Source organism: Dysosmobacter sp. Sow4_B12 (assembly GCF_052116665.1).
Lineage (GTDB): Bacteria > Bacillota > Clostridia > Oscillospirales > Oscillospiraceae > Oscillibacter.
The window spans coordinates 36,480-50,412 of record NZ_JBQKKR010000016.1 but is presented as its reverse complement, the minus strand read 5'-3'; the positions used below and the strand labels follow the sequence as shown (position 1 = coordinate 50,412).

At 60.8% G+C, this 13,933-nt stretch carries 11 protein-coding genes; 9 read left to right on the top strand and 2 right to left on the bottom strand.

What is annotated here, in order from left to right; all coding sequences use genetic code 11:
- Positions 1–147: 147 nt before the first annotated feature.
- Positions 148–1,497, bottom strand: coding sequence for an RNA polymerase factor sigma-54 (gene rpoN / locus ACTQ4R_RS11750; RefSeq protein ID WP_441628902.1), 1,350 nt, complete (start codon positions 1,495–1,497; stop codon positions 148–150).
- Positions 1,498–1,526: 29 nt separating this feature from the next.
- Positions 1,527–2,957, bottom strand: coding sequence for a sigma-54 interaction domain-containing protein (locus ACTQ4R_RS11745; RefSeq protein WP_441628900.1), 1,431 nt, complete (start codon positions 2,955–2,957; stop codon positions 1,527–1,529).
- 422 nt (positions 2,958–3,379) lie between these two features.
- Between ACTQ4R_RS11745 and ACTQ4R_RS11740 the strand changes: the two genes are divergently transcribed.
- The 9 genes from ACTQ4R_RS11740 (at position 3,380) to ACTQ4R_RS11700 (ending at position 13,922) form a co-directional block, all read left to right on the top strand.
- Complete coding sequence (locus tag ACTQ4R_RS11740) at positions 3,380–4,180, top strand: enoyl-CoA hydratase-related protein (protein WP_441628898.1); 801 nt, start codon at positions 3,380–3,382, stop codon at positions 4,178–4,180.
- 49 nt (positions 4,181–4,229) lie between these two features.
- Positions 4,230–5,786, top strand: coding sequence for an acyl CoA:acetate/3-ketoacid CoA transferase (locus ACTQ4R_RS11735; protein ID WP_441628897.1), 1,557 nt, complete (start codon positions 4,230–4,232; stop codon positions 5,784–5,786).
- 37 nt (positions 5,787–5,823) lie between these two features.
- Positions 5,824–7,302: a 4-hydroxyphenylacetate 3-hydroxylase family protein gene (locus ACTQ4R_RS11730; RefSeq protein ID WP_441628896.1), complete on the top strand. Its 1,479-nt coding sequence runs from the start codon at positions 5,824–5,826 to the stop codon at positions 7,300–7,302.
- Positions 7,303–7,501: 199 nt separating this feature from the next.
- A complete protein-coding gene (locus ACTQ4R_RS11725; RefSeq protein ID WP_441628894.1) occupies positions 7,502–8,641 on the top strand; it encodes an acyl-CoA dehydrogenase in 1,140 nt (379 codons plus the stop codon).
- Positions 8,642–8,658: 17 nt separating this feature from the next.
- Complete coding sequence (gene acrB, locus ACTQ4R_RS11720) at positions 8,659–9,459, top strand: acryloyl-CoA reductase electron transfer subunit gamma (protein WP_441628892.1); 801 nt, start codon at positions 8,659–8,661, stop codon at positions 9,457–9,459.
- Between the two features lie 18 nt (positions 9,460–9,477).
- The gene (acrA, locus tag ACTQ4R_RS11715) at positions 9,478–10,587 is read left to right on the top strand and encodes an acryloyl-CoA reductase electron transfer subunit beta (protein ID WP_418725446.1); all 1,110 of its coding nucleotides are present in this window, start codon (positions 9,478–9,480) and stop codon (positions 10,585–10,587) included.
- Between the two features lie 242 nt (positions 10,588–10,829).
- Positions 10,830–11,957, top strand: coding sequence for a TRAP transporter substrate-binding protein (locus ACTQ4R_RS11710; protein WP_441628890.1), 1,128 nt, complete (start codon positions 10,830–10,832; stop codon positions 11,955–11,957).
- Between the two features lie 40 nt (positions 11,958–11,997).
- Positions 11,998–12,540: a TRAP transporter small permease subunit gene (locus tag ACTQ4R_RS11705; RefSeq protein WP_441628888.1), complete on the top strand. Its 543-nt coding sequence runs from the start codon at positions 11,998–12,000 to the stop codon at positions 12,538–12,540.
- Positions 12,540–13,922 carry a TRAP transporter large permease gene (locus ACTQ4R_RS11700; protein WP_441628886.1) on the top strand — a complete coding sequence of 461 codons (1,383 nt, stop codon included), beginning with the start codon at positions 12,540–12,542 and terminating at the stop codon, positions 13,920–13,922. The genes ACTQ4R_RS11705 and ACTQ4R_RS11700 overlap by 1 nt, the downstream gene beginning before the upstream one ends.
- Positions 13,923–13,933 lie beyond the last annotated feature (11 nt).

Sequence of the window (13,933 nt, the reverse complement as noted above, 5' to 3'; positions counted from 1 at the left end):
TACGATTCCGCGATCCAGTTTCCCTCGTTCCAGCATCTTTCATCACCCATGCTTATTTTACCATATAAATGCGATAAAGCCCAGCTATGCTGGACTTTTTCGACAGCCTGAATCCCGAAACCGAAAGGTTTCGGGATTTTTTCGCGCTTAGGAGGACTGGCGTTTCCGGGCGGTGGAGGACTGGATGCCCAGCTCGATGCGGTACTTGGCCACAGTGCGGCGGGCCACCTGGATGCCCCGGGCGGAGAGCAGCTGGCACAGCCGCTGGTCGCTGAGAGGATGGGCGGGGTCCTCGTCCCGGACCAGATCCAGAAGCCGGCGCTTCACCGCCTGCTGGGAGGGGCCCTGGTCGCCGATGGCCCGGCTGAAAAAGTACCGCAGGGGATAGGTGCCCTGGCGGCACTGGAGAAACTTGCCCCGGGTGGCCCGGGAGACAGTGGAGGGATGGACCGCCAGTGCCTCCGCCAGGGAGCTGAGGCTCATGGGGGAGAGCTCGTGGGTCTCACCGGAGAAAAAAGGCCGCTGAGCCTCCAGAATGGCGTCCGCGCAGGAGCGGAGGGTGCTGCCCCGGCGCTCCAGGCTGCTGAGCAGCCACTTGGCCTGCTGCATCTTCTGGCGCAGGTACTCCCGGGTCTCCTGCTCGTCGGATTCCTTCAGCAGGCGGGCGTAGTAGTCGCTGATGGACACCCGGGGGAGGTAGTATTCGTTCAAAATCGCCTGCAGCTTGCCGTCCAGCTCCACAATGAAGATGTCCGGCCGGACATAGACCGTGGGCTCCGTGGGCTGGAAGGCCCGGCCGGGGTGGGGCTCCAAACCGGAGATGACCTTCTCCGTCGCCTGGATCTCCTCCACGGTAAGGCCCAGCTCCCGGGAGATGGGACCGTAGTGCTTGCGGCTCAGCTCCGGTAAAAAGCGGGACACGATGTCCATGACAGCGGGGGAGACGTTGTCCTTCCGGGCCAGCTGCAGCAGCAGGCACTCGGAAAGGTTCCGGGCGCCCACACCGGCGGGGTCCAGGCTCTGGATGGTGGAGAGCGCCTGGTCGATGAGGGCTTGGGGGATCTTCAAGTCCAGCAGACCGTCCAGGTCCTCTTGATTCAGCCAGCCATCCTCGTCCACCAGCTCCGCGATGTACCGGCTCAGGGCCAGCAGAGGCTTGGGCAGGCGCTTGCGGTCCAGCTGGTCGCACAAAAAGGCGGAGAGGCTCTCCACCTCCCGGTCAGCGGCGCCCCGCTCCGGCATGGCGGTGTCCTCGTGGGTGAAGGTGCCTCCGTGGACGCCGGCGTCGATCCAGCTGGCTTTCTGGCGCAGCTCCTCATAGGCGCTGCGCAGGGCGGAGGAGTCCTCCTGCTCCACCACGGGATTTTCCTCACTTACCTTATTTAAATATTCCAGCAGCTCCTGGGAGTTCATCTGCAGGATCTCCATGGACTGCAGCAGCTGCGGCGTCAACTTTAGGTCCTGCCGCAGTTCGGTTTTCAATGAGACCAGGCTCATGATCGGTCCTCTTTCCTCAGCGGCGGCCCTTAGGACCGGCCGGTGACGTATTTGCTGATCTTGCGGGCGGCGGTGGCCTGGGAGATGCCCAGCTCTTTCGCCACGGCCACGGTGGTGCCGCAGCGGTGGTAGGAGTCCCGGATGATCTGGGCCTCGTAGGCGTCCATCCGCTCGGACAATGTGCCGCTCTGGGCCAGCAGCTCCGCCGGGGGCACCGCGTCGCCGGTGTACTCCGGCGGCAGGGCGGTGACGTCAATGATGGGGTCCTGGACGGTAATGACCATCCGCTCCAGGAGGTTTTCCAGCTGGCGGACGTTGCCGGGCCAGTCGTACTGCTCCAAAAACGTCATAAACCGGGGAGAGAAGGTGAGGTTTTTGCCGTACTCCCGGCAAAACCGCGCCAGAAACTGGTGGGCCAGGGGGAAGATGTCCTCCTTCCGCAGCCGCAGGGGCGGGATGTGGATGCGGATGACGTTCAGCCGGTAAAAAAGGTCGGAGCGGAACAATCCCCGCTGGACCTCCTCCTCCAGATTCCGGTTGGTGGCCACGATGAGGCGGAAGTCCAGCTCGATCTTCCGGGTGCCGGACAGGCGCTCAATGGTCTTTTCCTGGATGAGCTGCAGCAGCTTGGACTGGATGTGGGCCGGCAGCTCGCCGATCTCGTCCAGAAACAGCGTGCCGTGGTTGGCCAGCTCGATCTTGCCGATTTTGCCAGAGGAGGACGCGCCGGTGAAGGCGCCCTTTTCATAGCCGAACAACTCCGACTCGATGAGATTTTCATGAAGCACGGCGCAGTTGACCTCGATGAAGGGGCCGTTTGCCCGGTTGCTCATCTTGTGGATGGTCTTGGCAATGGCGCTCTTGCCCACGCCGGTCTCACCGGTGATGAGGATATTGGCCTTGGTGTTGGCCGTGTTCTGCATAAGGGTCCACAGCCGCTGCATGGAGGTGCTTTTGAACACCATGGAGGTGGAGGTGGCCCGGGTGCGCAGCTCCGCGATCTCCTGGGAGTACTGCTGGATGGAGTCCTGGAGGTAGCGGTAATTCCGCTGGATGGTGTTGATCTGCTCCATGGACACCGTGTTGAAGCAGACGGCGTATTTCAGCTCCCCGTTGTCGTCGAAGAGGGGGATGCCCACGGTCATGACGTTTTTGTGGGAGTGGTTGATGGTCTGGGTGGCGGTGATCTTCCGCTTCTGGCGGATGACCTCCGCCGTGATGCAGGGGGTGAAGGTGCCGTCCGCCTCCAGGTCAAAGGCGGATTTGCCCACGATGGAGTCATGGGTGAAGCCGAAGTTCTTCTCGTACGTCTCGCTGACCCGCAGAATGACGCCCTTGGCGTCCGAGAGCATCATGTCGTCCGCCAGGACCAGATTGTTCTCCGGATTCAAGATCTCAAAGAGGCCCTTCAGATTGATGTCCTCGTCAAAAATATTCGAAAAATTTTCTGATTGTGACAAACCGCCACCTGCTTTCCAAATCGTGTGGAAGCCATGCTTCTATTCAAAAATGAGTATACCATATTCAAAAATGAATAGGAAGAGGAAAAGCCTCTTTTTTGCTCGTCGGATTTGACAGAAATCCGGTGAGAATTTTAGAGTCTCCCCACAAAATGCGTTTTTAATTTTGAGAAAGCACAGGGAATGTTGAACTATTCATTTTTGAATAGGCTGCCGATGGAACCACCACAGTCTTTGGCAAAAGCACAAAATACAAAATAAAAATCTGTATATTCTGCACAGAAAACACTGGAAATTTTTCTAAAATCGGCACCGAAAAATTGGCATAAAATTTGCTTAATTAATCGGTAGCAAACTCTGGGCCAGCCCCGCGCTTCGCGGACGGCTGCCATCCAACATTTATTTTTAAGGAGGAAACAGTCATGTATCAGACCATTCGTTACGAGAAGAACGGCAATATCGGTATTGTCACCATCAATCGTCCCGAGGCGCTGAACGCTTTGAACTCCACTGTGATTTCTGAACTGGAGCAGGTGATCTCCGAGGTGGAGAAGGACACCGAGCTGGGTGCCTTCATCCTCACCGGCGAGGGCCGCTCCTTCGTGGCCGGCGCCGACATCGGCGAGCAGTATCCCATGGACGTGGCCGCTGGCCGCAAGTGGGGCCAGCGGGGCAGCGCCCTGTTCCGCCGCATCGAGAAGCTGGAGATCCCCACCATCGCCGCGGTGAACGGCTTCGCCCTGGGCGGCGGCTGCGAGATCGCCATGTCCTGCGACATCATCCTGGCTGCCGGCCCCAACGCCGAGGGCAAGGGCGGCGCCAAGTTCGGCCAGCCTGAGGTGGGCCTGGGCATCACCCCCGGCTTCTCCGGCACCCAGCGCCTGCCCCGCCGCGTGGGCGTCGCCAAGGCCAAGGAGCTGATCTTCTCCGGCAAGGTCATCGGCGCCCAGGAGGCCAAGGAGATCGGCCTGGTCAACGCTGTGTATCCCCCCGAGGAGCTGATGAACGGCGCCATCGCCATGGCCAAGTCCTTCACTGCCAACGCCCCCATCGCCGTGAAGTATTCCAAGGCCTGCATTGACCGCGGCATGCAGATGGACATTGACGACGGCATCGCCCTGGAGAACGAGCTGTTCGCCATGTGCTTCGCCACCGCCGACCAGAAGGAGGGCATGAGCGCCTTCCTGGAAAAGCGCAAGGAAAAGCACTTCCAGAACAAGTAAGCATCTGAAAGCATCTTAAAAAATATTGAAATAAAGAGGGAAGTTAAGCATGAAGAAAGTTCGTGTGATCACTGCTGAGGAAGCGGCCCTGCTGGTCAAGGACGGCGATACCGTCTCCACCGGCGGCTTCGTCAGCTGCGCCTGCCCCGAGGCGCTGACGAAGGCTCTGGAAAAGCGCTTTGTGGAAACCGGACATCCCCGCGATTTGACGCTGTTCTTCGCGGCCGGCCAGGGCCACCGGGACGGCACCGGCGGCGACCACTTCGGCCACGAGGGCATGTGCAGACGCGTGGTGGGCGGCCACTGGGACCGCGCCGCCAAGCTGGGCGAGCTGGCTCTGGCCAACAAGATCGAGGCCTATAACCTGCCCCAGGGCGTCATCACCCACATGTACCGCGACATCGCCGCCCACAACATCGGCACCATCACCCACGTGGGCCTGTACACCTTTGTGGACCCCCGCAACGGCGGCGGCAAGCTGAACGAGTGCACCAAGGAGGACCTGGTGAAGCTGGTGAACATCGAGGGCGAGGAGCGGCTTTTGTACAAGCCCATCCCCATTGACGTCTGCCTGATCCGCGCCAGCTACGCCGATGAGTACGGCAACTGCACCGTCCACCGCGAGATCGGCCCCCTGGACGTCACCGCCCAGGCCCAGGCCACCAAGAACTCCGGCGGCAAGGTCATCGTCCAGGTGGAAAAAATCGTCCAGGGCGGCTCTCTGGACCCCAAGCTGGTGAAAATTCCCGGTATCTATGTGGACGCCATTGTGGTAGGCTCTGTGGAGGACAACATGCAGTGCCTGGGCATGCCTTATGACGGCGCGCTGACCGGCGAGTTCCGCATCCCCGTGGACGCCATCCCCCCCATCCCTCTGGATGCCAAGAAGATCCTGGCCCGCCGCGCCGCCATGGAGCTGCCCCAGGACGCCATCGTCAACCTGGGCACCGGCGCTCCCGAGAAGATCGCCAACGTGGCCGCTGAGGAGGGCATTTCCGATAAGCTGATCCTCACCGTGGAGGCCGGCGGCATCGCCGGTGTGCCTTACGGCGGCACCCAGTTCGGCGCCTCCGCCAACGCCATGGCCATTCTGGACCACAACGTCCAGTTCGACTTCTACCAGGGCGGCGGCCTGGATGTTGCCTTCCTGGGCCTGGCGGAGACCGCGCCCAACGGCGATCTGAACGTGTCCAAGTTCGGCACCCGTCTGGCCGGCGCCGGCGGCTTCATCGACATCACCCAGAACGCCAAGAAGGTGGTCTACTGCGGCACCTTCACCGCCAAGGGCTTGAAGACCGAGTGCCGGGACGGCAAGCTGGTCATCACCCAGGAGGGCGCCAAGAAGAAGTTCGTCAAGGCGGTGGAGCACATTACCTTCTCCGGCGTTTATGCCAACAAGGTCCACCAGCCCGTGCTGTATGTCACCGAGCGCGCCGTGTTCGAGCTGCGGCCCGAGGGCGTGACCCTCATCGAGATCGCCCCCGGCATCGATCTCCAGACCCAGGTGCTGGACCAGATGGAGTTCATGCCGAAGATCGCCGAGGATTTGAAGCTCATGGACGAGCGCATCTTCCGTGATGAGCTGATGGGCCTGGCCAACGACTAAATCCCAAGACCCCCAACATACAAGGAGGAAAAACAATATGGCACTGATGACCGCACAGGAATACATTGACAGCCTGCGCAAGCTGAACACCCGGGTGTACATGTTCGGCGAGAAGATCGAAAACTGGGTGGATCACCCCATGATCCGTCCCTCCATCAACTGCGTGGCCATGACCTACGCCCTGGCCCAGGACCCCCAGTACGCGGACCTCATGACCGTGAAGTCCAGCCTCACCGGCCACACCATCAACCGCTTCACCCACCTGCACCAGTCCACCGAGGATCTGATGAACAAGGTGAAGATGCAGCGCCTGCTGGGCCAGAAGACCGCTTCCTGCTTCCAGCGCTGCGTGGGCATGGACGCCTTCAACTCCGTGTTCTCCACCACCTATGAGATCGACGAGAAGTACGGCACCCACTACCACGAGAACTTCAAGAAGTTCCTGACCTTCGTCCAGGACAATGACTTGACCGTGGACGGCGCCATGACCGACCCCAAGGGCGACCGCTCCAAGTCTCCCAGCCAGCAGGCGGACCCCGACATGTACGTCCATGTCGTTGAGCGCCGCAGCGATGGCATCGTGGTCTGCGGCGCCAAGTGCCACCAGACCGGCTCCATCAACTCCCACTGGCACATCTTCATGCCCACCATCTCCATGGGCGAGGCTGACAAGGATTGGGCCGTCTCCTTCGCCTGCCCCACCGACGCCGAGGGCATGTACATGATCTACGGCCGCCAGTCCTGCGACACCCGCAAGCTGGAGGAGGACGCCTCCATCGATGTGGGCAACGCCAAGTTCGGCGGCCAGGAGGCCCTGGTGGTTCTGGACCACGTGTTCATCCCCAACGAGTACATCTTCCTCAACGGCGAGTATGAGTTCGCCGGCATGATCGTGGAGCGCTTCGCCGGCTACCACCGCCAGAGCTACGGCGGCTGCAAGGTGGGCGTGGGCGACACCCTCATCGGCGCCGCCGCCCTGGCCGCTGAGTACAACGGCGTGGAGAAGGCCTCCGCTGTGAAGGACAAGCTCATCGAGATGACCCATCTGAACGAGACGCTGTTCTGCTGCGGCATCGCCTGCTCCGCCCAGGGCTTCAAGACCAAGGCGGGCAACTACCAGATCGACCTGCTGCTGGCCAACGTGTGCAAGCAGAACGTCACCCGCTTCCCCTATGAGATCGTCCGCCTGGCGGAGGACATTGCCGGTGGCTTGATGGTCACCATGCCCTCTCAGAAGGACTTCCACAGCGAGACTGTGGTGGGCCGCAACGGCGAGACCATCGGCGAGATCTGCAACAAGTTCTTCGCCGCCCGGGAAGGCGTTTCCACCGAGAACCGCCAGCGCATCATGCGCTTCATCGAGAACCTGTGCCTGGGTGCCGCGGCTGTGGGCTACCGCACCGAGTCCATGCACGGCGCCGGCTCTCCCCAGGCCCAGCGCATCATGATCGCCCGCCAGGGCAACATCCAGGGCAAGAAGCAGCTTGCCAAGGACATCGCGGGCATCAAGGATTAAAGAGGTCCTCTAAGGGGGACTTTGTCCCCCTTAGACGCTCCGGCGGAAGGGATTCCGCCTCCGCTGAACCCCCTCACGTCCGCACGCGGACGTGTCGCTGCGGCGGGCAGAGGTGTTTTGGCCGAAATGAATTCGTCCAAAACAAATTTGCCGCCCCCTAAACAAGTGTTTCCAAATTTAAATATAAGGAGTAAACATCATGGATTTCAATCTGAGCCGTGAACATCAGCTGATCCGGAAGATGATGGCCGACTTCACCGAGAATGAAGTCAAGCCCATCGCTGCCGAGACCGACCGCACCAGCCAGTATCCCCGGGAGACCATCGAGAAGCTGTTCGACCTGGGCGTTATGGGTATGTGCGTGCCCAAGGAGTACGGCGGCACCGGCGCCGACCCCCTGGCTTCCGCCATCTGCATCGAGGAGCTGAGCAAGCAGTGCGCCTCCACCGGCGACATCGTGGCCACCCACAACGGCCTGTGCTGCGACCCCATTCTGACCCATGGCACCGAGGAGCAGAAGGCCAAGTATCTGCCCATGCTGACCACCGGCCACAAGGTGGGCGCTTTCGCTCTGACCGAGCCCAACGCCGGTTCTGACGCCTCCAAGGGCCAGACCGAGGCCCGCCTGGAAGGCGACCACTACGTCATGAACGGCTCCAAGATCTTCATCACCAACGGCTATGTGGCCGACGTGTTCGTGGTGTTCGCCATGACCGACAAGTCCAAGGGCACCAAGGGCATCTCCGCCTTCATCGTGGAGAGCAGCTTCCCCGGCTTCTCCGTGGGCAAGCACGAGGAGAAGATGGGCCTGCACGGCTCTCCCACCGCTGAGATCGTGTTCACCGACTGCATCGTTCCCAAGGAGAACATGCTGGGCCGTGAGGGCAAGGGCTTCTCTATCGCCATGCAGACCCTGGACGGCGGCCGTATCGGCATTGCCGCCCAGTCCCTGGGCATCGCCGAGGGCGCCCTGGCCGAGGCCAAGGAGTACACCAAGGGCCGTGTCCAGTTCGGCAAGCCCATCAGCAAGTTCCAGAACACCCAGTTCACCTTCGCTGACATGGAGCTGGGCTGCGAGGCCGGCCGTCTGCTGACCTATCAGGCCGCCGTTCTGAAGGGCGAGGGCAAGCGTTACACCAAGGAAGCCGCCATGGCCAAGCTGTTCTGCTCTGAGCACGCCATGAAGACCACCACTAAGGCGCTGCAGATGTTCGGCGGCTACGGCTACACCAAGGACTATCCCATGGAGCGCATGATGCGCGACGCCAAGATCACCGAGATCTACGAGGGCACTTCCGAGGTCCAGCGCATCGTCATCTCCGCCAACATGGGTCTGTAAGGAGGAACTAACGAATTATGAAGATCATTGTTTGTGTCAAGCAGGTCCCCGATACCTCCGGTAAGGTGGCCGTGAATCCCGATGGTACTCTGAACCGCGCTTCCATGCAGACCATCACCAACCCCGACGACATGAACGCCGTGGAGGCTGCCCTGAAGATCAAGGACGCCACTGGCTGCAGAGTCACTGTTGTCACCATGGGTCCCCCTCCCGCGGCCGGCATGCTGCGTGAGCTGATGGCCATGGGCGCTGACGACGCCGTGCTGGTGTCCGCCCGTGAGTTCGGCGGCTCCGACACCTATGCCACCTCTCAGATCCTGGCTGCCGCCATCGATACCATCGGCATCGAGAAGGACGACATCGTCATGTGCGGCCGCCAGGCCATCGACGGTGATACCGCCCAGGTCGGTCCCCAGATCGCCGAGAAGCTGCACCTGCCCCAGGTCACCTACGCTGCCGACATCCAGAAGGACGGCGACACCATCACCGTCAAGCGCATGCTGGAAGACGGCTACATGACCATCAAGGTCCAGACTCCCTGCCTGCTGACCTGCATCAAGGAGCTCAATGAGCCCCGCTACATGAGCATCGGCGGCATTTACAGCACCTACAACAAGCCCCTGGAGGTCTATGACTACGAGAAGCTGAAGGATCATCCCCTGATCGACGCCACCACCATCGGCCTGAAGGGCTCCCCCACCAACATCTTCAAGAGCTTCACGCCTCCTCAGAAGGGCGTTGGCCAGATGCTGGAGGGCGATGGCAAGGAGACCTGCGAGAAGCTGGTGGAGATTCTGACCGCCAAGCACATCATCTGAGAAAGGGGATAAAGAACTATGTCTAATTTCAACAGTGCTGATATCGCTGCTTTCAAGGATGTATGGGTGTTCTGTGAGCAGCGCGAGGGCAAGCTGATGCCCACCGACCTGGAGCTGATCTCCAAGGGCCGCGACCTGGCCAACGAGCTGGGTGTGGACCTGTGCGGCCTGCTGCTGGGCGGCGAGGGCATCGAGTCCGTCGCCAAGGAGCTGGGCGGCTACGGTGCCGACAAGGTCTATGTCTGCGAGAGCCCCCTGCTGAGCGTTTACAACACCGATGCCTATGCCAAGGTCATCTGCGACGTCATCGAGGACTTGAAGCCCGAGGCGTTCTTGATCGGCGCCACCAACATCGGCCGTGACCTGGGTCCCCGCTGCGCGGCCCGTCTGCACACCGGCCTGTGCGCTGACTGCACCCACCTGGACGTGGATGTGCCCAACTACATCCAGTTCCTGCGTGAGTCCTCCACCCTGGACGTGGACGCCCAGAAGTGGGATATGGAGGACCGGAACTTGAAGATGACCCGTCCCGCTTTCGGCGGTCATCTGATGGCCACCATCATCTGCCCCCGCTTCCGTCCCTGCATGGCCACCGTGCGCCCCGGCGTTATGAAGAAGAACGCCTTCGACCAGGCCAAGGCTGACGCCTGCCAGATCGTGAAGCCCGCTTTCGAGCTGAGCGAGGCTGACCTCAAGACCGAGGTCGTGGAGGTCGTGAAGGCCGCCAAGAAGCTGGTGGACTTGATCGGCGCCGACTACATCGTGTCCGTTGGCCGCGGCATCAGCAAGGATGTCGAGGGCGGCATCAAGCTGGCTGAGGAACTGGCTGCCGAGCTGGGCGGCGTTGTGGGCGGCTCCCGTGCCACCATCGACTCCGGCTGGCTGTCCGCCGACCACCAGGTCGGCCAGACCGGCAAGACCGTGCATCCCAAGGTGTATGTGGCTCTGGGCATCTCCGGCGCCATCCAGCACAAGGCCGGCATGCAGGATTCCGAGTGCATCATCGCGGTGAACAAGAACGAGACCGCTCCCATCTTCGAGATCGCCGACTACGGCATCTGCGGCGACCTGTTCAAGGTCACCCCGCTGCTGATCGAGGCTGTCCGTGCCGCCAAGGCTGCAAAGTAAGATCCCTTTACAGCGATTGAAAAAAGGGGCCATCCGAAAGGATGGCCCCTTTTTTCGCCCGGAGCCGGCAGACGGGGGAAGTAAATTGCTTTTTTGTACAAAAGTAAACGATTATTTTTGGAAACGGCGAAAAAAAGAACAGGGGAAAGGCAGGTATTTACGATTTATTCACAATTGCGGATTTGATAAAATGAAACTGGAAAATAGGAGAGCGGAGCTCTCCTAAAAAACGGGAGGGAAACATGAAACGAGTATTTGCAATGATGCTGACACTGTGCATGGCGCTGTCCTTGCTGGCCGGCTGCGGCTCCACCAAGTCCGGCACCATGGACACCGCCAACGCCAACGCCATCGCCGCGGGCGACAGCAGCCTGCCTGTGGTCACCTGGAAGATGGGCTCCACCTGGGGCGCCGGCAACGTCCACTTCACCGTGGACAAGCGGTTCACCGAGCTTGTCAGCCAGCTGACGAACGGACGCTTTACCATCACCAACTATTCCGAGGGCGAGCTGTGCTCTGCCAGCCAGCTGTTCGACTATGTCAGCCAGGGCACCATCCAGTGCGGCGGCGACTGGGGCGGCTATTGGTCCGGCAAGGACACCGCCTTTGAGCTGCTGTCCACCATTATGGACGATTTCACCGCCCTGGACTACTACACCTGGATCTATGAGGCCGGCGGCATGCAGTGCTACAAGGAGATGTACGGCCAGTACAACATGGAGTATTTCCCGCTGGTCACCAACCCCTCTGAGTCCGGCATCCGCTCTGTGAGGCCCATCAACTCCATCGCCGACATGCAGAAGATGAAGATCCGCTTGGGCGGCATGATGGCCGGCAAGGCCGCCAAGAAGCTGGGCATCAATATCACTGCCGTGGCTGCCTCCGAGCTGTACGAGTCCCTGCAGCGGGGTGTTATCGACGGCGGCGAGTTCTCCGGCCCCAAGGCCGATGACTCTTTGAAGCTGCAGGAGGTCGCGCCTTACTGGTGCGCTCCCGCCTGGTACCAGTCCGCCGGCGTCAACGGCGTCATGGTGAACATGGACGCCTGGAACGAGCTGCCCGAGGAGTACCAGACCGCCTTTGAGACCGCCGCCCGCCTGTGCTGCGGCGAGCAGCTGTCCCGGTACATCTGGAACGACATGACCGTCACCAACCAGATGATCGACGAGCAGGGCATCACCGTCACCCACCTGCCCGAGGAGGACATGGCCCTGATCCGTGAGACCTGCCGCCAGACGTATCTGGAGGAGTGCGAGATCAACCCCAACTTCAAGATGGTCTATGACTCCATGCAGGCTTACCGTGCGGACGCCGCCAACTACCGCGACTGGACCGGCGACTACGGCTTTGGCTTCAACCGCGCTGACTGAGCGCCTTCTCTGAAGAGAACATCAAAAGAGAGGTGTTAGAATGAAAGTTATTAACGCTATCTGCAAGGGCATCGACAAGGTGAACGACATTCTGGGCCAGGTCTTTTCCGTCCTGTCTCTGGGCATCCTGGCTGTCATCATCATTGAGGTCGTCCTGCGGCGCCTGTTCAACAGCCCTCAGATCTGGACGCAGGATCTGATCGTCATGCTGTTTGCCTGCTACATCATCCTCATCTGCGCCTATGGCTTCCAGAAAAAAGCCTTCGTGGCGGTGGATGTGCTGTTCGCCCAGCTGCCCAAGCTGGCCCAGCACATCCTGCACCTGGTGACCTATGTCATATTCCTGGTGCCCTTTGTGTTCGCGCTGCTGCCGGAGAGCTGGTCCTTCTTTCTGAAGGCCTACACCACCGGCGAGCAGACCTACTCCGTGTGGGCCGCGCCCACCTGGCCTGTAAAGCTGTGTTTGTTCGTGGGACTGCTGCTGATGGCCGTCCAGTCCGTGTCTGAGATCCTCAAGCAGGTCCAGGGCATCGCGGAGGATGTCACCGGCAAAAAGTCCGCCGACGGAAAGGAGGCCCAGTAATGGCTGCGATCATGCAACAACTCCAGGCCCTGGTGGCCTCTTACGGCATCATGGCCGACGACCTGGCTGTCATTATGATCGGCCTGCTGTTCGGCCTTATGGTGGTGGGTCTGGTCCTGGGCCAGGAGCTGGCCTTCGTTCTGGGCGGCGCCGGCGTTATCGTGGGCTGGATCGCCTGGGGCGACCCCGGCGTCACCATCGCCATGACGAAGATCTATGACCAGATGCAAAGCTACTCCATGGTGGCCATCCCCATGTTTGTCCTCATGGCCAACTTCCTGACCCACTCCAAGGTGGCGGACGGCCTGTTTGAATCCATCCGCTACCTGCTGGGCCCCTTGAAGGGCGGCCTGGGCCTGGCGGTCATCCTGGTGTCCACGGTGTTCGCGGCCACCACCGGCATCGTGGGCGCTTCCGTGGTCACCATGGGCATGCTGTCCCTGCCCATCCTGCTGCGCAGCGGCTACAAGCCTTCTCTGGCCTGCGGCATGGTGTGCGCCGGCGGCTCCCTGGGTATTTTGATCCCGCCGTCCATCATGCTGGTGTCCATGGGCTCTTATGCCGAGGTCTCCGTGGGCAAGATCTTCTTTGCCGCCATCGTTCCCGGCTTGAGCCTGTCCCTGGGCTATATCATTTATTTGATGGTGGTGTGCCACATCCACCCCGATTGGGGTCCGGCCATGAGCGCCGAGGAGCTGGCGGAGATGCCCCTCAAGCAGCGCATCACCGGCTCTCTTGTCAACCTCATTCCTCCGCTGATTTTGATTTTCGCCGTGCTGGGCTCCATCTTCGGCGGCGTCGCCACCCCCACGGAGGCCGCCGGCGTGGGCGCACTGTTCGCCTTGATCCTGGCGATCTTCTACAAGCAGTTCAATTTGAAGATGCTCTATGAGTCCCTGGTGGATACCGCCAAGACCACCGCCATGGTGTTCATCATCCTCTTCGGCGCCGCGGCCTTCACCGGCGTGTTCATGTCCCTGGACGGCGACCAGATCATCTCCAACTGGGTCATGAGCATGGGCATCGGCAAGTGGGGCGCCTTCGCCATCATGATGGCCATTGTGTTCGTGCTGGGCATGTTCATCGACTGGCTGGGCATCGTGATGATCGTGTTCCCCATCTTCCTGCCCATCATGGACCAGTTCGGCTTTGACCGGCTGTGGCTGGTGGCCGTTACCGCCACCATGCTGCAGACCTGCTTCATGACTCCGCCCTTCGGCTTTGCCCTGTTCTATGTCAAGGGCATCCTGCCGGATTCCGTCAAGATCCAGGAGGTCTACAAGGGTGTCATCCCCTTCATCGCCATCATCGTGGTGGTGACCGTCCTGTGCGCGGTGTTCCCGCCCCTGGTCACGTGGCTGCCCAGCAAGCTGGCTGCCTAAGCATCTGAAAA

Excerpts from the sequence above, each read along its gene's own strand:
- rpoN (WP_441628902.1), bottom strand. The coding sequence starts at position 1,497 with ATGAGCCTGGTCTCATTGAAAACCGAACTGCGGCAGGACCTAAAGTTG.
- ACTQ4R_RS11740 (WP_441628898.1), top strand. The coding sequence starts at position 3,380 with ATGTATCAGACCATTCGTTACGAGAAGAACGGCAATATCGGTATTGTC.
- ACTQ4R_RS11735 (WP_441628897.1), top strand. The coding sequence starts at position 4,230 with ATGAAGAAAGTTCGTGTGATCACTGCTGAGGAAGCGGCCCTGCTGGTC.
- ACTQ4R_RS11730 (WP_441628896.1), top strand. The coding sequence starts at position 5,824 with ATGGCACTGATGACCGCACAGGAATACATTGACAGCCTGCGCAAGCTG.
- ACTQ4R_RS11725 (WP_441628894.1), top strand. The coding sequence starts at position 7,502 with ATGGATTTCAATCTGAGCCGTGAACATCAGCTGATCCGGAAGATGATG.
- acrB (WP_441628892.1), top strand. The coding sequence starts at position 8,659 with ATGAAGATCATTGTTTGTGTCAAGCAGGTCCCCGATACCTCCGGTAAG.
- acrA (WP_418725446.1), top strand. The coding sequence starts at position 9,478 with ATGTCTAATTTCAACAGTGCTGATATCGCTGCTTTCAAGGATGTATGG.
- ACTQ4R_RS11710 (WP_441628890.1), top strand. The coding sequence starts at position 10,830 with ATGAAACGAGTATTTGCAATGATGCTGACACTGTGCATGGCGCTGTCC.
- ACTQ4R_RS11705 (WP_441628888.1), top strand. The coding sequence starts at position 11,998 with ATGAAAGTTATTAACGCTATCTGCAAGGGCATCGACAAGGTGAACGAC.
- ACTQ4R_RS11700 (WP_441628886.1), top strand. The coding sequence starts at position 12,540 with ATGGCTGCGATCATGCAACAACTCCAGGCCCTGGTGGCCTCTTACGGC.